We start from the raw sequence: 23,473 nt of genomic DNA on the forward strand, positions 1-23,473 counted from the left end.
AACGTTTGATCGCCTTCGACGGGCCGCCCCGCCGTCGAGAACACGGAACGTTTATCAGAACAGTTCGGCCTACGTGTAGACGCGTCAGCGACGGACGCAGCAGCGCGCGCCGGTGGTCTAGTGGTAGGACCTGAGCCTTCCAAGCTCATGGCCCGGGTTCAAATCCCGGCCGGCGCACTCCCTTCGGTCGTGTGCGGCCCGTACCCTCGCTCGGTCACGCTGTTCGCTCGCGAGGGTCCCGGCCGGCGCATTTCTCGAACGAAGTGAGAGAAATCGCCGACGGATTTGAACCGCATTCGTCGCGCACAGCGGGCGGTGCGAAGTGCGAGCGAAGCGAGCACCTCGATGGCGAGCGCCGAAGCCGCGAGCGAGCACGCCTGATTCCGGTTTGGGTTCCGGCTGATAGATCCGTTTCCGTCGTTCCATCGGCGATCCGCTCTCAGTCGTCGTCGGCCGCCCGCGTTTCCGCGTCCGCCTCGACGCCCGCCTCCTCTCGCGGGCCGCCGGCGTGCCCCTCGTGGGCGACCGCGGTCGCCATGAGCTCCGGCGAGATGGCGGGCACCTCGTCGGGGTCGACCGGGCCGTCCGCATCGATCGCCTCCTTCGAGCGCGGGAACTCGCGGATCTCCTTGTGGATCGCGAGGCCGGCCTTCGCGCCCTGCCCCATCGCGACGGGCACCTGGTTGTGGCCGGGAGTCACGTCGCCGACCGCGAACACGCCGTCCTCGCTGGTGCGGCCGTGGTCGTCGACGTCGATCTCGCCGCCCTCGATCAGCTCGCAGCCGAGCCCCTCGGCCAAGGCGGTGTTGTAGTCGGAGCCGTACATCGGGAAGCCGCCGCGGTACTCGCGGCGGGTGCCGTCCGCGAACTCCAAGGCATCGAGCCAGCCGGTGTCGGGGTCGTTCTCGACGCCGGTCACGTCCTCGTGAACGACCTCGACGGGGTGGGCCTCCAGCTGTGCGGCGGTCTCGTCGCTCCACGTCGGCTCCGCGCCGCGCGTCAGGATGTCCACGTCGTCGGTCACGTTGAGCATGATCATCGCGACGTGGGCGGCCGCCTCGCCGTGGCCCATCACGTACACCGGCTCGTCGACGAACATGTAGGCGTCGCAGTGGAGACAGTAGTGGAGCCCTTTACCGGTCCGCGGGAGCGGCGGGTCCGGGCGCTCGTCGGAGAAGCCGGTCGCGAGGACGACGCGGTCGGCCACCAGCTCGGCGTCGTTCGTCGAGAGCCGGAACCGGTCGTCGTCGGTGCGCTCCACGTCGGTGACGAAGCCGCGCTCGAAGGTGCCGCCGTACGACTGCACCTGCTCGCGGCCGGTCGCGAGGAACTCGTTGCCGGAGGTGTCCTCGGTGACCCCGATCACGTTGTGCGTGTCGGCCATCATCGCTGCGCGTCCGCCGCCGCGGTCGATCAACACCGTCTCGTGGCCCAGTCGGGCGCCGTACAGCGCGGTCGTCAGCCCCGCCGGCCCGCCGCCGACAACCGCGATGTCGTACTCGTCGTCGGACGAACTCATTACCGGATCGTACGCGTCGCGGCGGTTTAAATGAAGTCGTGCTGTGCGCGCGCTGCGACCAGCCCGATCGAGTCCAGTCGGTCGTATCTCGATCGAGTCCAGTCGGTCGTTTCTTCCGGGGCCGCCCGAACAGTTCTGGTCGTCCGATTCCACGCGTCCCCGGAAGCTTATACCGATCCGTCGCGTGCGCTGTGGCGTGCCCTCGCGACTCGCCGCCGCCGTCGCGCTCCTCCTTATCGGCGCCGTCGCCGACATCGCCTCGACGTACGTCGCCGTCTCGGGCGGACAGTACGTCGAGGGATCGCCGGTCGGCGCCGCGCTCATCGCGGCGTTCGGACTCGTCCCCGGCATGCTGCTCACCAAGGCCGCCGGAATGGTCGTCATCGGGGCCCCCGTCGCGGTCGCGGGCGGGACACGCCGGCTCGTCGCGACGCTGATGTGCGCCGGTGTCGGCGTCCTGTCGCTCGCGACCGCGGTGCGGAACGTCCTGTTCGTGGCGGGCGTCTGGCCGTGACGCGTCCCGGCGTCGGCGCGTCGCTCGGCGGCGGCGCGCCCGCCCCGCGCTCCGTCACTCGCCCTTGTAGAGTCGTGCGGCCGTTCGCTCGGGGAGACCGGCGTCGGCGGCCGCCTCGCTCACGCGGTCGATGTCGTACGCGACGCGCCGCAGGTCGACCTCGTCGGTCCCGGTGTCGAGCACGGCGTACCCCGCGTCGGGGTCGCCGTCGCGCGGTTGACCGACGCTGCCGGGGTTGACCACGACCCCGCCCGCGACCGCGCGCTTCCCCTGCACGTGGGTGTGGCCGAGCACGATCCCGTCGTGCTCGCCCATGTGGCGGTCGAGGGTCGGGAACTCCTCGGGGTAGACGTAGGCGTCCTCGCGTTCGGCCGCCGGATGGGAGTGGACCAGCAGGTACCGGTCGCCCGCGAACGTCTCGGCGCGCGGGAGCCCGTCGAGCCACGCGCGCTGGTCGTCCGAGAGGGACTTCTTGGCGTGTTCGAGCCCGGCCTCGGCCATGCTGTTGGCCCGGTAGCGCTCGGGCGTGCCGACGGTGCGGTCGTGGTTCCCGCGGACGGTCATCGCGGCGACCTCGCGCACGCGCTCGATGCACTCGGCCGGCCACGGGTTGTACCCGATCACGTCGCCGGCGCAGACGATCCGGTCGACCGCCGGCATGTCGTCGAGAACGGCTTCGAGCGCGGGCAGGTTCGCGTGGACGTCCGAGATGAGCCCCACCTTCATCGGTCCCGGGTTCGGGACCGACGCCCGAATAGCTTCGGTCCGGACCGTTCTCGGACGGGGAAAGCGTCAGCGTTTATGGCTCGCCCCGCGTTCCGGCGACAATGAGCGTCCCCTGCGTCGCGATCGAGCGCGAGCGCGGCGAGGCGGTCCGCGAGCGACTCGCCGACGCCGACGCCCTCGACGGCGACCACGAGATCGCGGTCGACGGCGACACGATCTACATCCCCGTCGCGGACCCCGGGGCGGTCCCCGCCGACCTCGCCGCGGCGATCGTCGAGCGCGACGCCGCCGAGCGCGACCGCCCGCGGACTCCCGCCGCGATCCTCGGGTACGAGCCCTCGCTGGAGCGGCTCGGCGACATCGTCATCGTCGACGAGGACGACGACGAGCGCGCCCGCGAGATCGCCGACGCGGTGATAGCCTCCGACGTGCCCTGCGAGACGGTTCTCAACCGCGCCTCCCCGATCGAGGGCGAGCTGCGCGTCCGACGCTGGGACGTGCTCGCGGGCGACGGCACCGAGACGGTCCACCGCGAGTACGGCCACGAGTTCCTGTTGGACGTGGCCGAGGTGTACTTCTCCCCGCGGCTCGCCACCGAGCGCCACCGGGTGATAGAGCAGGTCGGTCCCGACGAGACGGTCGTCGATATGTTCGCCGGCGTCGGTCCCTACGCAGTCCCGATGGCCGCCCGCGGCGCCGACGTGGTGGCGTGCGACCTCAACGAACGCGCGATCGAGTACCTCCGGAAAAACACCGAGCGCAACGGGGTCGTCGACCGCGTGACGGCGATCGCCGGCGACGTGCGGGAGATCGTCGACGACCGCGCCGACGCCGCCGATCGGCTCGTCATGAATCTCCCGCACTCCGCCGACGAGTTCCTCGACGCGGCCGTCCGGCTGGCGGGCGACGACTGCGTCGTCCACTACTACGACATCCAACACGAGGACGACCCGTTCGGTCCCGGCACGCGGGCGATCCGCGCGGCCGCCGGCGACGCGTACGACGTGAGCGTCGAGACAGAGCGCGTCGTCCGGTCGTACGCGCCACATGAGTACAACGTCTGTCTGGACGTTCGGCTCTCGCGGGCGTGAGATCGGCGCTCCGAAACGGCAGCAACGCTCCTCCGTGAGGAATCAGCGTACAGCGTGACTGCCGTCCCGCCCGGGGACCACCGCGGGTCGGGACGGCTGCGGGCCCGTTACATGACAAGCGTCCACGGCCGCGAGACGGTCGAGGCCAGAGGCGATTTCGCGCTTGGCACGTCGGAGACGTGGATCACACGCCGGCCGTGTCGGATCGCTGATAGGGATGACTGCCGCGTCGAGTCGCGGTGGGGGTCGCGGTCGACGGGACGAGCGACGCCCGGTACGGGCTCCGACCGGGAAGGCACCGTCGGGGGAGTCGATCCCCGCCATCGCGGCACGCGATCGGTGCTGTCACGGTTCAACCGAAACTCGACCAGATATATATGTGTTTTCCTTATATTCTTGTATCTATTCGCCATATCATGCGAGAATACACACGACACACCGCGAGTTTCGAAACGAACGGGGATGTCGATCGGTTCCGATCGTCGGCCGGAATCGGACGGTGTCGCGTGGTTTCGCGGACCGTACCGACGCGGTTTCGGAACCCTTATTTCTCCGTTCGGGAATGGTAAGACGCGCGCCGGAGTAGCTCAGCTGGCAGAGCGATTCCTTCGTAAGGAATAGGTCGAGGGTTCAAATCCCTCCTCCGGCTCTTCTGACGGAACGAAGTGGAGTCGGAGAGCCGCGGGAGGGATTTGAATCAGGGAGTGAAGCGAAGCGGAACGACCGTGGTTCACAATCCCCTCCACCGGCTTCGGCTTAAAAGGCGAAAGCCGCCGTTTTCCGCTCCGTTTCGACAGAATATTCAACAGATAGCCTCGGCTACGGCCGGTGTCGACCAAACCGATAGACGGCGGAGATCGTTCCCACAGGAACGCCGGGAACGCTTCCTACGTCGTTCGACGCAACCCACAACACCGTGACTCTCAGGTGCGTCCTTCGGCGATCCGCGCGGCCCGCCAGCGACGAGGTGGTCGGGCGTGAGTGTCTTGGCGTGTCATCCTACCAAATTCACATAATTAGGAAGTCTGGCCGGGTGGGGGGTTCGACGGCGGAGGATTACTCGGGAAGCCATCCCTCGCTGCGGTTGTCTCACTCTCGCCCCGTTTCTTATCAGTGATCGCGCCGCACGCCGCCCCGTGATAGCCGTGGCCGGCGGAAAGGGCGGAAGCGGGAAGACGACCACCGTGCTGGGGCTCGGGCGGGCGCTGTCTCGACGGGGCGCCGCCGTCGTCGCCGCCGACGCCGACTGGGACCTCCCGAACCTCGCGGGGCTGGCGAGCGCGACCGACGGGGAGCGCGAGCCCGCCGCGGACGCGCCGACCGTGCTCGACGCGGTTCGGCGGGAGGGGGCTATCCGACCCGATCGGCGTGCGCCGACCGTGCTCTCGGCGCCGGGCGAGCCCGGCGACGCCGACGCGAGGCGGGTTCTCGGCGCGCTGGGCGAGAGGGTCCCCGACGACTCACCGGTCCTCCTCGACTGTCCCGCGGGGGCGTCGCCCGACGCTGCGGCCCCGCTCCGGGTCGCAGACCGGTGTCTCATCGCGACTCCGCTGCGTCGGGCGGCCCTCAGGGACGCCGCCAAGACCGCGGCGCTCGCGCGCCGACTGGGCTGCTCCCCGATCGGCGCCGTCGCCGTCCGAGCCGAGTCGGTTCCGGCGGGGGTGAGCGACCTGCTCGGCTGTCCGGTGCTCGGACGGGTCCCCGCGGCGGAGGCCGAGCCGTTGAGGGCGTCCGCGGTCCGGGCGGCGTACGACGACCTCGCGCGCCGGCTCGCCGACGCGTACGGTCAGGAGCGATGGCGCGTGGCGTGACCCGCGTCATCCGTCCGATCCGGCCGGGGAGTCGGAGACCGGGGCGGCGCGGACCGGGGCGGCGATCGTGAGCGGCGGTTCGGACCCCCGTCGCCCGCTCGCGGTTCACCGACAGAGCCAAACCTCCGGAGCCGGCAGCGGGTGTATGGAGACGCTCCCGACCGGGATCTCCGTGCTGGACAGGGAGTTCGGCGGCGGGCTCCCGAGCGGCAGCGTCGTCGTGTTGAAGGCGGACCCCGCGAGTCAGTCGGAACTCATTCTGGAACGGTTTTCGCGCCCCCGGGAGTGCCGGTATCTCACGACCGTGCGCTCGGTCGACGCGGTCGAGGAGGGTCTCGCGGGCGGCGGAGACGGCGGGGCCGACGGGACCGTCGTCGAGGGGACGGACCGCGAGGACCCGATCGACGACGTGCTGGCGGCCGCCGCGGATCTCCCGGAACGCGCCACCCTCGTCGTCGACTCCGTGGAACCGCTGGAGGCGGTCGATCGGTCGCGGTACGGCCCGTTTCTCACCGACTTCCGTCGGCGCGTCGTCAACGCCGAGGGGATCGCCGTGATACACGCGTTCAAGGGCGAGACCCGTCGAAACCGGGTGATAACCGAGCAGGTCGCGGACGTGGTCTTCGACCTCCGAACGACCGCGACCGGCACGGAGATCGCGAACCGGCTGATCGTGCCGAAGTTCCGCGGCGGCGCGGCGCTTGAAGAGCCGCTCAAGCTGAAGCTCACCGACACGGTGTCAGTGGACACGAGCCGAGACATCGCCTGAAACACGAGCTGAGACATCGCCTGAAACACGAGCTGAGACATCGCCTGAAACACGAGCTGAGACATCGCCTGAAACACGAGCTGAGACATCGCCTGAAACACGAGCTGAGACATCGCCTGAAACACGAGCCGAGACATCGCCTGAAGCGGCCGTGTTCTCGTGTTTCGCGTCTACAGATGATCGAGGCGAGTGCCTCGGGGCGTGACCCCGAGGCGGTTCACAGTACGGCGGACGGGAGGACCGCGATCACGCCGACGACTGCCGCCGCGACCGCCCAGTTTCGCGGATCGTCGCGGGGACCGTACGGCCCGCCTTTCCGCGAGAAGAGGTAGACGGCGTACACCGCGATCGGAGCGAGCGTGGGCAGCGTCGCCACATCGACGACGGTGGTGACGCTGGACAGCACCGCGACTGCGATCGTCGTCGCGCCGGCGCTCGCGGCAACGAGGAGGTCGTCGCGCGCACGTTCGATTTCCATGTCTCTCAGTGGGTCGACCGCGGTTCAAAAGGGATCGGTTCGCGTTCGCACCGCCGGCCAATCGGTTCGGTCCGGACGGTTCGAGCGTTCGGCCGTCCCGTCCGAAGTCCAGCTTACTCCTCGTCGATCTCCTCGTCGATCTCGTCGACGATCTCGTCGGCATCGACGTCGACGTCTTCGAGCGCCTCCTCGATGTCGCCGGCGCCGGCGCCGCCCATGCCGCCCATCATGCCGCCGAGACCGCTCATGCCGCCGCCGTCGATGACCTCCTCGACGACGACGCGGTCGAGGTCGAGCCGGCTCATCAGATCCTGCGCGATCTGCTGTTTCTGGAACATCCACTGCTGGTTCATCTGCATCGCCTGCGTGGCCGTCACGTAGAGCACGTCCTTCTCGACCTCCTCGGTCTCGACGACCTCCTCGCCGTCGTCGTCCTCGGTGACGGTCTCCTCCTCTTCGGTGACCGTCTCGATCCGGACCTCGGGCGCCTCCTGGAGGTACATCCCGAGCATGCCGGCGGCCTGCTGTTCGCGGTCGTCGATCTGTTCGAGGATCTCGTACTCGTACTCGAGGTCCTCGCCGGCCAGCGGGTGGTTGAAGTCGACGCGGGCGCGGCCGCCGATGATCGTTTCGAGGTAGCCCTGCTGGTTGTCGATCTGGACCTGCGCGCCGGGGTAGCGGCTGTCCTCGGGGATCTTGTCGGCCTTGACCGTCTCGACCTCGTCGGGGTCGTACTCGCCGAAGGCGTCCTCGGCGGGCACGTCGACGACGCCCTCGTCGCCGACCTCGGCGCCGATGAAGGCCTCCTCGACGGACGGGAACACGTGGCCGGCGCCCAGCGCGATGATGCGCGGATCGAACTCGTGTTCCTCGGTGTCGATATCGGCGTCCTCGGCGATCTCCTCGTCGGTGGTGTCGATGACGCGGTCGTCATCGGCGGTTCGAATCGTGTACGCGACTCGTACGAAGTCGCCGTCGGCGAGTCCCTCGGTCTCGGCCTCGTCCGCGTCCTCGGCCGCGTCCGCTTGCTCCTGATCGCTCATACCCTGAAGGTCTCCTGTTACACCCTTAAGGAGCACGGTTCGACGCGGAGCGGCGACGGCGCGAAACGTCGCCGTCGGAGCGGAGCGGGCGAGGGCGTCCCACCGCCCTTAAGAACCGTCCCGGCGGAGTCCGGGTATGTACGAGGTCGAGATCAAAGTCCCGGCCGACACCGACGCGGTCCGGGAGCGACTCCGCGAGGCCGGCGCCGAGCGCGTCGACGCCCGCCGGCAGCGCGACGCGTACTACGACGCCCCGCACCGCGACTTCGCCGAGACGGACGAGGCGCTCCGGGTCCGGCGCGAGAGCCCGATCTCGGGCGGGATCGGAGAGGAGCCTGCGGAGGCGTCCGCGACGAACTCGACCGCGGAGACGACGAAGCTCACGTACAAGGGTCCGCTCCTCGACGAGGAGTCGAAGACGCGCGTGGAACACGAGACCGCCGTCGACGACGGCGAGGCGATGGCCGGCGTGCTCTCGGGGCTCGGGTTCGAGCCGGCGGCGGTCGTCGAGAAGCGCCGCGAGTTCTGGTCGTTCGCGGGGTTCACCGTCACCCTCGACGCGGTCGACGGCGTCGGCGAGTTCGTCGAGATCGAACGCGAGGTCGACGAGGAGGACGCGATCGATGCCACCCGCGACGAGGCGCTGGCGGCCCTCGATCGGCTCGGACTCGACGGCGACTCGCAGGTCCGAACGCCGTACCTCGGGTTGTTGCTGGCCGGGGACGAAGAGACCGACTGAGTCGCCTCCCGTTCGCCTCTACTCCCCGTCGTCCGGTCGCTTCTCGGAGAGCACGGTTCTGTCGAACTCGCAGACGAGCACGTCGTCGCCTTCGACCACTTTGAACGCCTCCATGTGCATCGTGACGACGCCGCGCTCGCCGTCGCTCGTCTCCCGCTTGTCCGTGACGGTCGACCGCGCGCGGATCGTGTCGCCGTGAAACACCGGGTTCGGGTGCTCTACCGCGTCGTACGAGAGGTTCGCGACGATGGTGCCGTCGGTCGTCTCCGGGATCGACACGCCCACGGCGAGCGACATGGTGTACAGGCCGTTGACCAACCGCTCGCCGAACTGCGTCTCCTCGGCGAAGTCGGCGTCGAGGTGGAGCGGCTGCTGGTTCATCGTCATGTCGCAAAAGCGCTGGTTGTCGGCCTCGCTTATCGTTCGTCGCTTCGCGTGGTCGATCGTCTCGCCGACCGCGAACTCCTCGTAGTAGCGTCCGGGCATGGCGCTACCGTCTCCCGCGGGCGTCAAATCGCTACCGCTCCCCGACCGGTTCGCCCGGCGGGCGCCGCGCCGCCTTCCTGGCGCCGCCGTCGGGACGATTTATGTCGGTGCGCGCGGACCGCCCGACATGGCACGACGAAGTTTGCTGTTCTCGCCGGGCGACCGCTCGGAACTCATGCGCAAGGCCCCCGGTGCCGGCGCCGACGTGATCTGCTTCGACCTTGAGGACGCGGTCGCGCCCGACCGGAAGGCCGAGGCCCGCGAATCGGTCCGCGCGGTGCTCGCGGACCCCGACTTCGACCCCGACGCGGAGGTATGCGTCCGGCTCACGGCCGCCACCCCCGCGGCCGACCTCGACGCGCTGGTGGGAGCGGGGAAGGAGGGGGGGAGCGGCTCCGACGACGCCGAGGGGTCGCTCCGCCTCGACGCGGTCATGCTCCCGAAGGTGGAGTCGGCCGCTCGCGTCGAGGAGGCCGCGTCGCTCTGCGCGGACCGCGGACTCGACCCGGCCGTGTTCGCGCTGGTCGAGACCGCGTCGGGGGTCCTCTCGGCCGAACCGATCGCGGCCGCCCCCGCGACCGACGCGCTCGTCTTCGGCGCCGAGGACCTCGCGGCCGACGTGGGCGCGACCCGCACCGACGAGGGGACCGAGGTACTGTACGCCCGCGAGCACGTCGTCCTCGCGGCCGGCGCGGCCGACGTCGACGCGATCGACACGGTGTACACCGACTTCTCCGACGCGGACGGGCTTCGCGAGGAGGCCGAATTCGCGCTCACCCTCGGCTACGACGGGAAGCTGGCGATCCACCCGGCTCAGGTCGACCCGATCAACGCGGCGTTCACGCCGGACCCCGAGGAGGTCGAGTGGGCCGAGCGGGTGCTCGACGCCCGCGACGCCGCGGACCGCGAGGGACGGGCCGTCTTCCGGGTCGACGGCGAGATGATCGACGCGCCCCTGATCGCGCAGGCGGAGCGGATCGTCGAGCGCGCCGCGGCGGGCGACCCGTAGGCCATCGATCGGAACAAGAACCGAACCGTTCGCCACAGTTAACCTCGCCCCCCGGGGAGGCAGAGGCATGGCCGGCCAAGCCAACCCCTTCGAGAGCCTCCAAGAGCAGGTCGACGACGCCGCGGCGTTCCTCGACGCGCCGCCGGACGTGGTCACCCGCCTGAAGAACCCCGAGCGACTGCTGGAGACGAACCTCACGTTCGAGCGCGACGACGGGTCGCTGGAGACGGTCCGGGCGTATCGGTCGCAGTTCAACGGCGACCGGGGGCCGTACAAGGGCGGCATCCGGTATCATCCGGGCGTCACCCGCGACGAGGTGAAGGCGCTGTCGGGGTGGATGGCGTACAAGTGCGCCGTCGTCGACGTCCCGTACGGCGGCGGGAAGGGCGGGATCGCGATCGACCCCGCCGACTACTCCGAGTCCGAGCTGGAGCGACTCACCCGCGCGTTCGCGACCGAGCTCCGCCCCCTGATCGGCGAGGACCGCGACATCCCCGCGCCCGACGTCAACACCGGGCAGCGGGAGATGAACTGGATCAAAGACACCTACGAGACCTTAGAGAACACGACCGCCCCCGGCGTCATCACCGGGAAGGCGCTCGACTCGGGCGGCAGCGAGGGCCGCGTCGAGGCGACCGGTCGCTCCGTTGCGCTCGCCGCGCGGGAGGCCTTCGACTGGCTCGACCGCGACCTCGCGGGCGCGACGGTCGCCGTCCAAGGGTACGGGAACGCGGGCTCGATCGCCGCGGCCCTGCTCGCCGATCTCGGCGCCGACGTGGTCGCGGTCTCCGACTCCTCCGGTGGCATCCGCGCGCCCGACGGGCTCGACCCCCGCGCCGTGAAAGACCACAAGGCGGAGACCGGCTCCGTCAGCGGGTACGGGAGGTTCGCGGCGATTACGAACGAGGAGCTGCTGACGCTCGATGTCGACCTCCTCGTGCCGGCCGCGCTGGAGAACGCGATCGACGGCGACCTCGCCGCCGACGTGCGCGCCGACGTGATCGCCGAGGCCGCGAACGGGCCGCTCACCCCGGACGCCGACGACGTGCTCGCCGAGAAGGACGTGTACGTCGTTCCCGACATCCTCGCGAACGCCGGCGGTGTCACCGTCTCGTACTTCGAGTGGGTCCAGAACCGACAGCGGTTCTACTGGACGGAGTCGCGGGTGAACGAGGAGTTAGAGCGCGTGATCACCGAGGCGTTCGAGGGAATCGTCGACGCCTTCGAGGCCCACGAGACGCCGAACCTCCGGACCGCGGCGTACGTCGTCGCCATCGATCGGATCGTCGACGCCGCCGATCAGGCCGGTAACTGGCCGTAATCCGGCCGCCCGGAGCGACGACTCTTACTCCAGCCGCGCGTCCCGGATCTCGACGTGGCCGCGGTCGCCCTCCCACACCGCGTCGTACTCGATGTCGATCCGCCGGTCCATGTGGGGGCCGTCGACGACGTACGTCTCGAACTCGCCGCCCTCTCCGAGCGGGTGGACCCCGTACTCCTCGCGGAGGTCGACGAGTTCGGCGAGCGCGTCCGCGTCGTACTGTCGGCCGAGCCACGACTCGTCGAGGCCGTAGGCGGCCACCTGCACGATCCGGATCTCGAAGCCGGCGTCGAACATCGCCCCGGCGAGTTCGACCGGCTCTTCCCGCCACAGCGGCGCGAACAGATCGATCCCGAGCCGGTCGCACATCCCCTGAATGCGGCTCGTCTGGAACTCGCTCTCGACCGCGCCCGCGGTGACGCCCGCGAGGTCGATGTCCTCCTGGGCGGCGATCTCGCGGAGTGCTGCCTCCATCGGCTCCAGTTCGGCGTCGCCCTGCGCGCCCGCGTCGTCGACGTCGTCCGCGCCGAAGTCGTCGGGCGACACCTCGACGAGGTCGATCCCGACGCTCTCGGCCGCGAGCTCGGCGAGCTCGGTCGCCGGCGTGTGGTACATGTAGGAGTCGCCCGCGGGGTGGACCGTCAGGAGCCGCGAGACGTCGAGGCCCGCCTCCAGCGCGCGGTACAGCGCCCACGAGGAGTCCTTGCCGCCCGAAAAGAGGCTCACCCAGTCGTCGGTCATTGCCGAGGGAACGCTCGGCGCGCCTAAAGCGTCGGCGGTCCGCGAAGCCGTCGCTGGGCGGGCGAACGGCGGAACGCGGGAAAACGTCTGCTCGGGGTCGGACCGCCCAGTCGGGGCGGGTTCAGTCCGAGATGAACTCGTTGTCGCGCCAGTTGACGCCGCCGTCGCCGTCGCCCGCCCCCTGCGGGCTCTCGACGACCTCGATGCTCGCGGGACGCGGCTCGCCCTCAACGATGCGGGTCGCCTCCAGCTCCCCGTTTTCCTCGGTGATCGCGGTCAGCGTTCCCTTCTCAGAGAGGGTCGCGATCTTGCGCAACACGAGGAACATCGGGTACTGGAGCGCGGAGTTCTGGAGGACGGTCTCGCGGTCGCCCTTGAAGCAGGCGAACTCGACGAGTTCCGAGGGGATCTCCTCCTCCTCGTCGTCCATCCACTGCGGGCCGCCGGCGCGCGGGGGCTCTTCCTCCCACACGCGCGTCTCCGTGACCGACGCCTTCAGCTGGGCGGTCGGCGTGTACTTGCTGATTGACTCGTCGTCGGACAGGGCCTTGATGATGAGGGTGTTGTTTCGACGCGTGATGTCGATGTCGTCGATCTCCGGCGGGAGGTCGGGATCTTCATCGAAGTACGTCTCCACGTCTTCGAGTGGCAGTTCGAGCGTCGAATGAAGTCTGAACACGCGGCCTGTCATTGTTAGTTGGGTGAGGTGGGGTCGAACCGATCGACACGGCGGCAGCGGCGACTGCTGCACCTATCCCATCTACGGTCCGTGGGTTTATATCGCCTGCCCTTCGAACTCCGGAGATCGAAGTCCACGCGGTCGGTGTACTGACGGCGTCGGGCGCGCCGCACCGCCGCCTCGGCGGAGCCCGGCGGGATCGGGAAAAACCGGGACGCGCGACGGACCGTCCCGGCTACTCGGCGCCGAGCTCGGCGGCCAGCTCGCCGCGCTCGTCGAGCTCCGTGAGCACGTCGCTCCCGCCGACGAACTCGCCGTCGACGAACGTCTGGGGGATCGTCTCCCAGTCGCTGTGGGATTCAAGCGCCTCGCGGTAGTGCGGCAGCGCCGGCAGCACGTCGACCGTCTCGAACTCCTCGACGTGCTGGCCGATCAGCTCGACGGCGCGCTTCGAGTAGCCGCACTGCGGCATCAGGCGGTTCCCCTTCATGAACAGCACCACGTCGTTGTCGGCGATCGTCTCCTCGACTCGGGCCGCGATCTCGTCCGGCTCGGCGTCGGTCTCGGGTTGGAACGTCATGGGGACCGATACACGCCGGCGACGCAAATGGGTTCCGCACGGGGTCGGTGCGACCGGGAGGACGGGGAAACGCGACGCCCACTCCCCCGCCCCCGCCGACTCACTCCTCGCGGTCGACGCGGACCACGTCGACGAGCGAGTACACCGGGACGCCGTCGATCTCGTCGTACCCGCGCTTGTCGACCAGGACGACGCAAGCGACGGGCTCGCCGCCCTGATCGCGGATCGCGTCGATCGACTCGCGCATCGTCGTCCCCGAGGTGATGATGTCGTCGACGACGTAGCAGTCGCGGTCGCGGATCGCGGCGAAGTTCCGCGAGAAGCCGCCGCCCTGCTCGTCGATGTCGCCCTCCTCCCACTGGTGTTTCGCGGGCGCGTACGTGCCCAGATCCGTGTCGAGCTGGTTCGCGACCGCGGTCGCGAGCGGCGCGCCAGCCTTCTCGACGCCGACCGTCAGGTCGACCTCTTCGCCCTGCTTGGCCAGCAGGTCCGCCATCGCGCTCGCCGCGTACCGGAGCCGCGTCGAGTCGCGCCCCAGCGCCGACCAGTCGACGTGGATGTCGGCCGTCGTGGTCGACGCCGCGGCTTCGGCGCCCGCGTCGTTGCCGCCGCCGCGCTCGACGAGCCAGCTCGCGGTCTCCCGCGAGACGTTCAGTTCGTCGGCGATTTCGCCCTTCGAGAGCCCGTGTTCCGCGAGCTCGGCCGCGCTGTCTATCAGGTCGTCAACGTTCTTCATATGCACCGAATTCGACCGCCGTTTTAATAGTCGTGTCGTCATCCGCGAACGCGGCCTCGAACTCGTCGAGCCCGTACACGCCCGTGACGAGATCGTCGATGAACGCGTCGGAGAAGCGGGACAGCGAGCCGACGGCGGCCTCGAAGTGCTCGTAGCCGGAGTTGACGCTGCCGACGAGCGCCTTGTTGTGGAGGACGAACTCGCGGTGGAGCCGCCCGCCGTCGACCTCGAACTCCCAGTCGCCCGGGACGCCGAGCAGCGCGCCGACGCCGTTCGGCGCGAGCGCCTCGATCGTCTCGAAGGCGTGGGGGGCGTAGCCGGTCGCCTCGAAGACGAAGTCCATCGACTCGTGGGCCTCCGTCACCGAGGAGACGGGCGTCTCGTTGGAGTTGACGTACGTCGCGCCGAGCGACTCGATGACGTCGATCGTCGGGTCCGGGCGCTCGCGGCGGCCGAGACAGTAGAGCCGGTCGAACCCCTCGTCGAGGGTCGCGACGGTCAACAGCCCGAGCGAGCCGTTGCCCAGAATCAGCGCCGACTCCGGCTCCCAGTGGAACGCCGACCGGCTGGCGTAGGCGTGTTCGATCGCCTTCTCCGCGATCGAGACCGGCTCGACGAGAAAGCCCCACTCGGCCAGCGCCGGCGGGATCTCGACGAGGAACTCCGCGGGGCTGGTGAAGTACTCGGCCATGAACCCGTGGGCGCCGACGATGCCGCGCTCGTGGTACTGGCCCTCCGGCGCCATGTCGGGCTCGCCGCGCGCGAAGTACTCGTTCGCCCCGTTGGGCGGGCGCCGGACCGTCGGCACGACGATGTCCCCGACCTCGAACGGCGTGTCGTTCGGCTCCTCGATCACGCCGACCGCCTCGTGGCCCAACACGAGGTGGTCCTCGCCCTCGGGAGAGCCGCCGTGGCTCCCGGAGATGACCTCGTGGTCGGTCCCGTCAACGCCGACCCGAAGGGTCCGAACCAGCGCCTCCCCGGGCGCCGGCTCCGGTCGCGGTTTCTCTGTCACGACCGGTTCGTCCGCCCCGTCGTACACGGCGATCGCCTTCATACCACGGCCTTGGCGGCCAGCTGCCAAAAGATTTCTTTTATTCTGAGTAAAGACTCTCCCCACCGCACCGACCGCGGGTTTTTCCTCGTCGGCCTCCGGATCGGGGTCGTGTGCACGCTCACGCTCGCGTGGCGGACGTTCGGTGACGCGCCGATCGCGCTCGCCGCGAACCGCGACGAGGCGCTGGACCGGCCGTCCGAGCCGCCGGCCCTCCGCGGGATCGACGACGGTGACAGCGAGGACGGCGGTGACGGTGACAGCGACGGCGACGGGGACGACACCGGCGGCGGTGATCTGTACGTCGCCCCCCGCGACGCCGAGGCCGGCGGGACGTGGATCGGGCTCTCCGCGTCGGGGGTCGTCGCCGCGGTCACGAACCGCTGGCTCGACGCCGACCGCGAGGGCGACCGCTCTAGGGGACTCCTCGTGCGGGACTGCCTGACCGCGGACTCCGCCGAGGCCGCCGTCAGAGCGGTCGAGCGCGACCTCGAAAGCCGGTCGTACGACGGGTTCAACCTCGTGCTCGCCGACGGCGACGCGGCGTTTCTCCTCTCGTACGACGGCGGGCTGGCGATCACCCGCCTCGATCCCGGCGTCCACGTCGTCGGCAACGTCGGCGGCGTGGTCAACGGCGTCGGGCGCTTCGCGGTCCCGGACCGCCGGCGGGAGTTCGCCGCGGAGCGAGCCGACAGCGCGCGGGCGGTGGCGGCTGCGCTGGCTCCCGAGCCCGGCGAGTCGGGCGCGGCGTGGCTCGACCGCGCGAGCGAGACGCTCGCGGACCACGAGTACGGCGCCTGCCTCCACGGCGACGGCTTCGGCACGCGGTCGTTCACCCGGATTCGGATCGCTCCGGGTTCCGGGACGCCGCCCGAGTTCGCGTACGCCGACGGACCGCCCTGCGAGACGCCCGCGGAGCGGGTGTCGCTGCCGGCGGGATTCGGAGCTGGCGGAGTGGGCCGATCGCGCGGGTCGAATGGATCGGCGTAGCGCCGGCGACGGCGCGGAAAGCCAGTTTTAAGCGACTCGCGGGCCCCCGGTACTGTATGAGTGTGTCCGAACTCGAGGCCGACCTCTCGGAGGACGAACGCGCCGGCCTCGAACTCATCCGCGAGACCGGCGGCATCCACCAGAGCGACTTCTGGAAGGAACTCGACGTCTCCTCGCGCAAGGGGAGCCGGATCGCGGAGGCGTTAGAGGAGTCCGGGCTCATCCAGCGCTCGGACACCGTCTACGACGGTCACAACACGTACTACCTCGAACCCGCCCCCCGCGACCTGGACTTCTCGTTGCTCATGGCCGGCGACATGCTCTCGCCGTTCATCGGCGAGGAGGAGGTCGACGCGCAGGCGGACGCCTTCTCGCAGTGGATGATGAACCTCGCGTACGAGGAGTACTGAGCGGGACGCGCCGTCGCCACGCCGATCCATTCGACCCGCGCGTCGGCCGCTCGGGAAGCCGTCGGGCCGGAGGGTCGTTCGACCCGTGAGTTCATATTCCCCGAGCGGTGACGAACGGGCATGTTCACGGAGCGGTCCGACCTCGTCGCGGACGACGACCCCGTTCGCGGCTACGGCGTCGCGGTGACGCCGGGCCGGGAGGGACCGCTCGTGTTCGTCGCCGGATACGGCGAACCGAACCGGCTGTACGCTCGCGACGGCGACCGCTTCGTCGACACGGCCTGCGGCATCGTCGCCGACGGGACCAGACACGGGATGGGGGTGTGCGCGGCGGACCTCGACGCCGACGGCTGCGAGGAGCTGTACGTTCACAACTGCACCAAGGGCGTCGGCGGCGGCGGCGACCCGGACCTCTTGTTGAGCCGGGTCGAATCGGAACGGTACCGGTGGACCGACCTGTTCGCGCTCGACGTGAACGCCGACCGGCTCGCCGTGCGCGCCGGGCGGTCGGTCGCCGCGCTCGACCGCCTCGGGACCGGCCGCTACGGCGTCGCCGTCTCCGGGTACGCCGCCCCCCTCTCCTTCTACGAGATCGGCGACGACGGCGAGATCACGGACATGGCCGACGCGGTCGGCCTGGAGGTCGACGGCGGGTGTCGGTCGCTGCTCGCGGTCCCGGACTGCTCGGGCGAGGGCGACCTGTTCGCGGGCGTCGAGCGCGGGGCGAACCGGCTGTTCCGAAACGACGGCGGCCACTACGCCCGGGCCGACGGCGGCGCGGCGCTCTCGGACCCGGCCGGCGACACGCGCGGCGCCGCCCTCGTCGACGAGGGCGGGCGGTTCGCGTTCGCGGTGGGCAACGAGGGCGGACCGAACCGCCTCCTCCGTCGGGCGCCGGGTGGCGAGTTCGTCGACGCGGCGCCGCCCGCGCTCCGCGACACCGGCCGCGTCCGGACCGTCGTCGCCGCCGACTTCGACAACGACGGCCGCGAGGAGCTGTTCTTCAACGCCTCCGGAGAGCCCAACCGGCTCTTCGCACGCGACGGCGGGACCGATGGCGACGGCGGGACCGATGGCGACGACGATACCGGCGGCCCGCGGTGGCACCGGATCGATCCGGGGCCGGCCGCCGAGCCGGACGGATTCGGGACCGGCGCGGTCGCGGCCGACGTCGACGGAGACGGCGTCCTCGAACTGATCGTGGTCCACGGCGAGGTCGCGGCCCAGCCGATCTCGGTGTACGGGGACCCGACCGCGGCGGCCGCAGGATGGGTCCGCGTCCGCCCGACCACGCGTCACGGAGCGCCCGCGCGGGGCGCGGTGGTCCGGCTCGAAACCACGGACGGGGTCCAGCGCCGCACCGTCGACGCCGGGGGCGGCTGTCTCTGTCAGACGGAGCCGGTGGCGCACTTCGGGCTCGGCGGAGCGACCCCGATCCGGGTGAGCGTTCGGTGGCCGGACGGCCGCGAGCGCACCCTCACCGACCCCGCGACGAACGCGGAGCTCGCGGTCGACCACCCCTCGCGGACCGCGGTTCCGACCGAGTGACCACGGGAAGCGGCCGCGAGGACGGGCGCGGACGGAGCGACGGGGGCGGCGACGTCGCGTCGGTCGGTGGGCCGCAGTCGCTCGGCCAGAACTGCCGCCCTTCGCGGGTTCAAGTGTCCGGAGGCGTACGGGCGGGTATGGTAGATCCGACTTCCGACCTCGAGGAGGACGTCGACGAGGAGTCCGCGCCGCGCTGTGCGACCTGTGGGGAGCCGGCGCTGGGTGCCGGCCGACGGACGGTGACGTGGGTCGACGGCGACGACGCGGTGCACCGACAGTTCTGCTCGCAGGCCTGTCGAGACGAGTGGACGGACGAGCGGCCTTCCGCGAGAGGCTGACCGGGGGGAGCGGGGGGAGCGGGGGGAGCGGGGGACAGCAGCGGGACGGTCGGGTCCGCGGCGCGTCGCGGGAGGATTTTTCACCATAGGGGTGGTAGCGGGGGGTATGATATCGCTCGACGAGGCCGTGACGGCCCGACTGGAGTCGCACGGCGAACGGTTCGAGGTGCTGATCGACCCCGACGCCGCGCTCGCGATGAAGCGGGGCGAGTTCGAGGGCGACCTGGAGGACGTGATCGCCGCCGAGGACGTGTTCGAGAACGCGTCGCGCGGCGACCGCCCGGCCGAGGAGGACTTGGAGACCGTGTTCGGCACGACCGACGCGCTGGATATCATCCCCGAAGTCGTCGAGCGGGGGGAGATCCAGATCACCGCCGAGCAGCGCGAGGAGATGATGGAGCGGAAGCACAACCAGCTCGTCACCACCATCACGCGAAACGCGGTGAACCCGCAGATGGACGACTCGCCGCACCCGCCGGAGCGCATCGAGCGCGCCTTGGAGGAGGCTGGCTTCCAGGTCGACCCGATGGAGCCGGTCGAGAACCAGGTCGACGACGCCCTTGAGGCGCTTCGCCCGGTGATCCCGATCCGCTTCGAGGAGGTGACGATGGCGGTCCAGCTCCCCGCGGACTACGCGGGCTCCGGACAGGCACAGATCCGCGAGTTCGGCGACCTCGAACGCGAGGAGTGGCAGAACGACGGCTCGTGGGTGGGCGTGCTCACCTTCCCCGCCGGGCTCCAGAACGACCTGTACGACCTCGTCAACGAGGTCACGTCCGGCGAGGGCGACGCCCGCGTCATCAAGGACAAAGACGAGCTGCGGACGCGGTAGGGCAGAGGGGGAAGGATTCAGGCGCCGTAGGTCGTCGGCCGCGCCGCGCTCGGCGGGCGGTTTCGGCGATCGCCATACGTGCCGCAGCCGAGAGCTTCATACCCGGCCGCGGGCCTCTTTCTCGTCATGCACGAGCGCACGGCGGAGTTCGCGGAGCGGGCGCGGGACCGACACGGCGTCGACCTCGACGTGCTGGAGTTCGACGCGGGGACGAAGACGGCGGCCGCGGCCGCCGACGCCGTCGGCTGCGACACCGCGGCGATCGCCTCCACCATCGTGGTGTCGCTCGCGGAGCCGGGGCGGGAGGCGGGGCCGGAGAACCTCGTCGCGGCGATCACGAGCGGCGCGAACCGGCTCGATCTGGGCGCGGTCGCGGACCGGTTCGACGCCGCGTCGGCCGCGATGGCGGACCCCGAGCTGATCCGAGAGGTCGTCGGCTGGAGCATCGGCGGCGTCCCGCCGATCTGTCACGACGCCGCGCTGCCGACCGTCCTCGACCCGACGCTCACGGAGTACGACACGGTCCATGGCGCGGCGGGGACGCCGAGCGCGCTGTTCCCGGTCGATCCGAAGGCCCTCGCGGCCCTCGCCGACGCGACGGTCGTTGATCTCACCGAGTGAGCGGAGGTGTCCGCTTCGGGTTCCCAACGCCGAGTTGTTAATCGACGGCGCTCTCGACGTCCGTGTTAATAAGATACAGTTGTGAAATAACAACTCTTTTCTGTTAATCGGCCGTATCGATCGGTGTGACTCACTCACGACGATCGGTGCTGCGTCGCGGCGCCGGGCTCGCAGTCGCGGGGGCGGCGGCGTCGCTGGCCGGGTGTTCCGACGCCGCCCCCGGCGGATCCGGGGAGTTCGACGCGGGCTACGCCGCCTTCTTCACCCTCAACGACTGGGCGAATCGGGTCGCCGGCGACCGCGCGAGCTTCGAGGACCCGGTCGACGTGGGACAGCTCGGCCACGGGTGGACGCCGGATGGGAACCTCGCCGCCGACGTGGCGTCGACCGACGCGTTCGTCTACCTCGATAGCCCGGAGTTCTCGTGGGCGCAGGATCTCGCCGCGACGCTCGAAGACGACTACGACACGGTCGCCGTGATCGACGGGCTCGCCGGGCTGGAGGACGACCTCCTCGACTGGAACCACTCGCACGAGGGGGAGGGAGGGGGAGACCGCGACGGCGACCGCCAGTACGACCCCCACGTCTGGGTCGATCCGGTGTTCGCCGCGGACATCGTTGACACGATCGCGACGGGGCTCGGCGAGGCGGACCCGGACAACGCCGACGCCTACGCCGACAACGCCGACGCCTACGCCGAGGATCTCGACGCGGTCGACGCCGCGTTCGAGTCGATCGCCGACGAGGCCGCGCGCGACGTGGCGGTCATGGCGGGCCACAACTCCTTCCAGTACCTAGAGGCGCGCTACGGGTTCCGGCTCCACTCGCCGGTCGGCGTCTCGCCGCAGAACGAGCCGACGCAGAGCGAGATCGCGGACACGATCGAACTCGTGAACGCGGAGGGGATCGACGCGGTGCTGTACGACCGCTTCGAGTCGCCCAGGCTCGCCGAGTCGATCGTCGAGAACAGCGACGCCACGGAGGCGGTCCCCGTCACGCCCGCCGGGGGAACGACCCGCGAGTGGAACGACGCCGGGTACGGCTACCTCGAACAGATGACCGAGATCAACGTCCCCGCCTTCGAGCGGGCGTTCGGGGCGCAGTGAGCGGAACGGACGCCTGCTCGTCGGCCGAACTGCCGGCGCGCGTCGACGGCGGACGAACCGGCGACAGCAACGGCGGACTAAAAGAGCTAAACGTGCGGGCGACCCAGATCGGACACACGCAGTGACCGCAATCGTCGACCTCGACGGCGTGACGTTCTCCTACGGCGACACCGTCGCCGTGAGAGACGTCTCTCTGACGGTCGAGGAGGGCGACTTCCTCGGGCTCGTCGGGCCGAACGGCTCCGGGAAGACCACCCTGCTCCACCTCATGCTCGGACTCCACGAGCCCGACGAGGGGTCGGTCGAGCTGTTCGGCCGCCCCGTCGAAGAGTTCGACGACGGCGGCCGTATCGGCTACGTCTCCCAGAAGGCGACGAGCCGAGGCGGCGCGATGCCGGTCACCGTCCGCGAGTGCGTCACCATGGGCCGGTTCGCGCACGCCGGCCGGGGGCGGCTCTCCGAGGCCGACCGCACCGCCGTTGCCGACGCGATCGAGACGGTCGGCATCGGGAACCTCGCCGACCGGCTCGTGTCGGAGCTGTCCGGCGGGCAGAAACAGCGGGCGTACATCGCGCGCGCCCTCGCGAGCGACGCGGACCTGCTCGCGCTCGACGAGCCGACCGTCGGCGTCGACGCCGAGTCGCGCGACGCCTTCTACGCCCTCCTCGACGAGCTGAACGGCGAGGGGATCACCATCATCCTCATCGAACACGACATCGGCGTCGTCACCGACCGCGCGAACCGCATCGCCTGTATCAACACCGAGCTGTACCACCACGGGGACACCGAGTCGTTCGTCGAGAGCGACGCCCTCGCGGAGGCGTACGGCACGGCCGGACAGGTCGTCCACCACCACCACTGATGAGCGGGGACACGCCTGCGGACGACGGCGGCCCGTCCCGGCCCGATCGGGGACTCGGTCAGGACCGCGGGCTCCGCCGGACCGCGGAACTCGTCGGAATCGGGATCACGGGCGTCGTCGCGGCCGCCATGCTCGGGTTCGTCCTGCTCTACTGGGGGCAGGACCTCCCGGTGGTCAGCGACCTGTACGCCGCATTCCGCTCGCTCGGGCGCGGGATGGACGCCGCGTTCGGCACGAACGTGTTCCGACACCCGATCATGTGGCAGTCGATGGCGACCGGCGTGCTCGTCGGGGTCGTCGCCCCGCTCGTCGGCTCCTTCCTCGTCCACCGCGAGATGGCGCTGATCGGCGAGACGCTCGCGCACACCGCCTTCGCCGGGGTCGCGATCGGCATCCTCGTCACCTCCTCGACCGGCTGGGACGGGTCGCTGCTGCTCGTCGCGCTCGTCGTCGGGATTCTCGGCGCGCTCGTGGTCCAGTGGCTCACCGAGCGCACCGACGCCTACGGCGACGTGCCGATCGCGATCATGCTCAGCGGGAGCTTCGCGGTCGGCACCCTGATCATCAGCTACGGCGACGGGCTCACCGGCGTCAACGTTCGGGGGTACCTGTTCGGGAACCTCGCGGTCGTCACGCCGGAGGGGGCGCGGCTGATGGGGGCGCTCTCCCTGATCGTCGTCGCCGGCGTGGCGCTGACGTACAAGCAGCTCCTCTTCATCACCTTCGACGAGCAGGCCGCGCGGGTCGCCCAGCTGAACGTCACCGGCTACAACACCCTGCTCGTGGTGTTGACCGCGGTCGTCGTCGTCGGGGCGATGCAGGTGCTCGGCGTGATCCTCGTCGCCGCGATGTTGGTCGTCCCGGTCGCGGCCGCCTCCCAGGTCGCCCGGAGCTTCCGCGAGACGATGTACCTCGCGGTGATATTCGGCCAGCTGTCCGTGATCGGCGGCTTCGCCGTCTCGATCGGCCTCGGGCTCCCCTCCGGGGGGTCGATCGTCGTCACGGCCATCGCGGTGTACCTCGCGACCATCGTCGGCTCCGGCTTCTCGGTGAAGGCCATCTCGACGCACGGGTGAGGGTGGATCGCGACCCGACGCGAAGCGGCTATCGGCGGCCCGCGTCCGTTTTCCACAGACCCTTATGCACGGCCCCCGACCGAGGGGTATGGGAGACACCGAGACCTACACCGTCACCGACCCCGACGGCAACGAGGAGTCGTTCGAACTGCCCGCCGACCTCGTCGACGTGCTCAGCCAGCAGGGCGAGGCGCCGACCCGCGTCGTCAGCGACGTGGTGGTACAGGCCATGGCCCAGCAGGCCCACGTCATCGCCCACCACAGCGAGGGCGAGGTCCCGGACGACATCGCGGAGATGAACGACACCGCCGCGGAGCTGTTCGAGGAGCGCTTCGGGCAGTCGCTCGAAGACGCGCTCGGCCACTCGCACTGATCGGTCCGACACTCGCACTGA

The 23,473-nt window shown here is 70.2% G+C and carries 28 protein-coding genes and 2 tRNA genes; 20 read left to right on the forward strand and 10 right to left on the reverse strand.

The window, feature by feature from the left end:
* Positions 1-106: 106 nt before the first annotated feature.
* Positions 107-177: transfer RNA gene (locus ESO89_RS04095), tRNA-Gly, on the forward strand.
* Between the two features lie 262 nt (positions 178-439).
* Here the strand turns inward: ESO89_RS04095 and ESO89_RS04100 are convergent.
* The gene (locus ESO89_RS04100; protein WP_128904410.1) at positions 440-1,519 is read right to left on the reverse strand and encodes an NAD(P)/FAD-dependent oxidoreductase; all 1,080 of its coding nucleotides are present in this window, start codon (positions 1,517-1,519) and stop codon (positions 440-442) included.
* A gap of 196 nt (positions 1,520-1,715) precedes the next feature.
* On the opposite strand from ESO89_RS04100, the gene ESO89_RS04105 reads away from it, so the two are divergent.
* Positions 1,716-2,033 carry a hypothetical protein gene (locus ESO89_RS04105; protein WP_128904411.1) on the forward strand — a complete coding sequence of 106 codons (318 nt, stop codon included), beginning with the start codon at positions 1,716-1,718 and terminating at the stop codon, positions 2,031-2,033.
* Positions 2,034-2,087: 54 nt separating this feature from the next.
* Here the strand turns inward: ESO89_RS04105 and ESO89_RS04110 are convergent, their stop codons facing one another.
* A complete protein-coding gene (locus tag ESO89_RS04110) occupies positions 2,088-2,759 on the reverse strand; it encodes a metallophosphoesterase family protein (protein ID WP_128904412.1) in 672 nt (223 codons plus the stop codon).
* A 101-nt stretch (positions 2,760-2,860) separates the two neighbouring features.
* Between ESO89_RS04110 and ESO89_RS04115 the strand changes: the two genes are divergently transcribed.
* The 4 genes from ESO89_RS04115 to ESO89_RS04130 all read left to right on the forward strand — a co-directional run bounded on the left by ESO89_RS04115 (position 2,861) and on the right by ESO89_RS04130 (position 6,430).
* Positions 2,861-3,850, forward strand: coding sequence for a class I SAM-dependent methyltransferase (locus tag ESO89_RS04115; RefSeq protein WP_128904413.1), 990 nt, complete (start codon positions 2,861-2,863; stop codon positions 3,848-3,850).
* A gap of 576 nt (positions 3,851-4,426) precedes the next feature.
* A tRNA-Thr gene (locus ESO89_RS04120) sits at positions 4,427-4,499 on the forward strand.
* Positions 4,500-4,986: 487 nt separating this feature from the next.
* Positions 4,987-5,661, forward strand: a complete 675-nt coding sequence (locus tag ESO89_RS04125; RefSeq protein WP_206731724.1) for a MinD/ParA family ATP-binding protein — start codon at positions 4,987-4,989, stop codon at positions 5,659-5,661.
* A 145-nt stretch (positions 5,662-5,806) separates the two neighbouring features.
* Positions 5,807-6,430, forward strand: a complete 624-nt coding sequence (locus ESO89_RS04130) for an RAD55 family ATPase (protein WP_128904414.1) — start codon at positions 5,807-5,809, stop codon at positions 6,428-6,430.
* 217 nt (positions 6,431-6,647) lie between these two features.
* Here ESO89_RS04130 and ESO89_RS04135 read toward each other — a convergent pair whose 3' ends face one another.
* Both ESO89_RS04135 and ESO89_RS04140 read right to left on the reverse strand, forming a co-directional pair.
* Positions 6,648-6,908: a hypothetical protein gene (locus ESO89_RS04135; RefSeq protein ID WP_128904415.1), complete on the reverse strand. Its 261-nt coding sequence runs from the start codon at positions 6,906-6,908 to the stop codon at positions 6,648-6,650.
* A 113-nt stretch (positions 6,909-7,021) separates the two neighbouring features.
* Entirely contained in the window at positions 7,022-7,951 is a 930-nt protein-coding gene (locus ESO89_RS04140) for an FKBP-type peptidyl-prolyl cis-trans isomerase (protein WP_128904416.1), read from the reverse strand.
* 136 nt (positions 7,952-8,087) lie between these two features.
* Here ESO89_RS04140 and cyaB point away from each other — a divergent pair, with 136 nt between their 5' ends.
* The gene (gene cyaB / locus ESO89_RS04145; RefSeq protein WP_128904417.1) at positions 8,088-8,690 is read left to right on the forward strand and encodes a class IV adenylate cyclase; all 603 of its coding nucleotides are present in this window, start codon (positions 8,088-8,090) and stop codon (positions 8,688-8,690) included.
* An 18-nt stretch (positions 8,691-8,708) separates the two neighbouring features.
* On the opposite strand, the gene ESO89_RS04150 is transcribed toward cyaB, so the two are convergent.
* The gene (locus tag ESO89_RS04150) at positions 8,709-9,176 is read right to left on the reverse strand and encodes a MaoC family dehydratase (RefSeq protein WP_128904418.1); all 468 of its coding nucleotides are present in this window, start codon (positions 9,174-9,176) and stop codon (positions 8,709-8,711) included.
* Positions 9,177-9,303: 127 nt separating this feature from the next.
* Here ESO89_RS04150 and ESO89_RS04155 point away from each other — a divergent pair, with 127 nt between their 5' ends.
* Entirely contained in the window at positions 9,304-10,185 is an 882-nt protein-coding gene (locus ESO89_RS04155; RefSeq protein WP_128904419.1) for an HpcH/HpaI aldolase/citrate lyase family protein, read from the forward strand.
* A 67-nt stretch (positions 10,186-10,252) separates the two neighbouring features.
* Positions 10,253-11,506, forward strand: a complete 1,254-nt coding sequence (locus ESO89_RS04160) for a Glu/Leu/Phe/Val family dehydrogenase (protein ID WP_128904420.1) — start codon at positions 10,253-10,255, stop codon at positions 11,504-11,506.
* Positions 11,507-11,530: 24 nt separating this feature from the next.
* Here the strand turns inward: ESO89_RS04160 and ESO89_RS04165 are convergent, their stop codons facing one another.
* From ESO89_RS04165 to ESO89_RS04185, 5 genes are all read right to left on the reverse strand, one after another.
* On the reverse strand, positions 11,531-12,247 hold the full coding sequence (locus tag ESO89_RS04165) for a diphthine--ammonia ligase (RefSeq protein WP_128904421.1): 717 nt from the start codon (positions 12,245-12,247) through the stop codon (positions 11,531-11,533).
* A 121-nt stretch (positions 12,248-12,368) separates the two neighbouring features.
* Positions 12,369-12,938 (reverse strand): DUF7110 family protein, encoded by a 570-nt coding sequence (locus ESO89_RS04170; protein ID WP_128904422.1) that lies wholly within the window; start codon positions 12,936-12,938, stop codon positions 12,369-12,371.
* 223 nt (positions 12,939-13,161) lie between these two features.
* Positions 13,162-13,506 carry a glutaredoxin family protein gene (locus ESO89_RS04175; RefSeq protein WP_128904423.1) on the reverse strand — a complete coding sequence of 115 codons (345 nt, stop codon included), beginning with the start codon at positions 13,504-13,506 and terminating at the stop codon, positions 13,162-13,164.
* A 100-nt stretch (positions 13,507-13,606) separates the two neighbouring features.
* The gene (gene gfcR / locus ESO89_RS04180) at positions 13,607-14,242 is read right to left on the reverse strand and encodes a transcriptional regulator GfcR (RefSeq protein ID WP_128904424.1); all 636 of its coding nucleotides are present in this window, start codon (positions 14,240-14,242) and stop codon (positions 13,607-13,609) included.
* Entirely contained in the window at positions 14,229-15,299 is a 1,071-nt protein-coding gene (locus ESO89_RS04185) for a glucose 1-dehydrogenase (RefSeq protein WP_128904425.1), read from the reverse strand. The genes gfcR and ESO89_RS04185 overlap by 14 nt, the downstream gene beginning before the upstream one ends.
* Positions 15,300-15,407: 108 nt before the next feature.
* Between ESO89_RS04185 and ESO89_RS04190 the strand changes: the two genes are divergently transcribed.
* From ESO89_RS04190 to ESO89_RS04235, 11 genes are all read left to right on the forward strand, one after another.
* A complete protein-coding gene (locus tag ESO89_RS04190; protein ID WP_128904426.1) occupies positions 15,408-16,286 on the forward strand; it encodes an NRDE family protein in 879 nt (292 codons plus the stop codon).
* Positions 16,287-16,342: 56 nt separating this feature from the next.
* Entirely contained in the window at positions 16,343-16,696 is a 354-nt protein-coding gene (locus ESO89_RS04195) for a helix-turn-helix transcriptional regulator (protein WP_004050160.1), read from the forward strand.
* 120 nt (positions 16,697-16,816) lie between these two features.
* A complete protein-coding gene (locus tag ESO89_RS04200; protein WP_128904427.1) occupies positions 16,817-18,244 on the forward strand; it encodes a CRTAC1 family protein in 1,428 nt (475 codons plus the stop codon).
* A 137-nt stretch (positions 18,245-18,381) separates the two neighbouring features.
* A complete protein-coding gene (locus ESO89_RS04205) occupies positions 18,382-18,582 on the forward strand; it encodes a DUF7576 family protein (protein ID WP_128904428.1) in 201 nt (66 codons plus the stop codon).
* Positions 18,583-18,688: 106 nt separating this feature from the next.
* Positions 18,689-19,414 (forward strand): ribosome assembly factor SBDS, encoded by a 726-nt coding sequence (locus ESO89_RS04210; RefSeq protein WP_128904429.1) that lies wholly within the window; start codon positions 18,689-18,691, stop codon positions 19,412-19,414.
* 126 nt (positions 19,415-19,540) lie between these two features.
* Positions 19,541-20,035 (forward strand): YbaK/EbsC family protein, encoded by a 495-nt coding sequence (locus tag ESO89_RS04215; protein WP_128904430.1) that lies wholly within the window; start codon positions 19,541-19,543, stop codon positions 20,033-20,035.
* A 125-nt stretch (positions 20,036-20,160) separates the two neighbouring features.
* The gene (locus tag ESO89_RS04220; RefSeq protein WP_128904431.1) at positions 20,161-21,141 is read left to right on the forward strand and encodes a metal ABC transporter substrate-binding protein; all 981 of its coding nucleotides are present in this window, start codon (positions 20,161-20,163) and stop codon (positions 21,139-21,141) included.
* Complete coding sequence (locus ESO89_RS19155) at positions 21,138-21,266, forward strand: hypothetical protein (protein WP_277750252.1); 129 nt, start codon at positions 21,138-21,140, stop codon at positions 21,264-21,266. The genes ESO89_RS04220 and ESO89_RS19155 overlap by 4 nt, the downstream gene beginning before the upstream one ends.
* A complete protein-coding gene (locus tag ESO89_RS04225) occupies positions 21,263-22,003 on the forward strand; it encodes a metal ABC transporter ATP-binding protein (protein WP_128904432.1) in 741 nt (246 codons plus the stop codon). Before ESO89_RS19155 ends, ESO89_RS04225 begins: the two co-directional genes overlap by 4 nt.
* Entirely contained in the window at positions 22,003-23,079 is a 1,077-nt protein-coding gene (locus ESO89_RS04230) for a metal ABC transporter permease (RefSeq protein WP_128904433.1), read from the forward strand. The genes ESO89_RS04225 and ESO89_RS04230 overlap by 1 nt, the downstream gene beginning before the upstream one ends.
* Positions 23,080-23,167: 88 nt before the next feature.
* On the forward strand, positions 23,168-23,452 hold the full coding sequence (locus ESO89_RS04235; protein ID WP_128904434.1) for a DUF7545 family protein: 285 nt from the start codon (positions 23,168-23,170) through the stop codon (positions 23,450-23,452).
* The last annotated feature ends 21 nt before the right edge of the window (positions 23,453-23,473 follow it).

Source organism: Halorubrum amylolyticum, assembly GCF_004114995.1.
In the GTDB taxonomy this organism is placed as follows: Archaea; Halobacteriota; Halobacteria; order Halobacteriales; family Haloferacaceae; genus Halorubrum; species Halorubrum amylolyticum.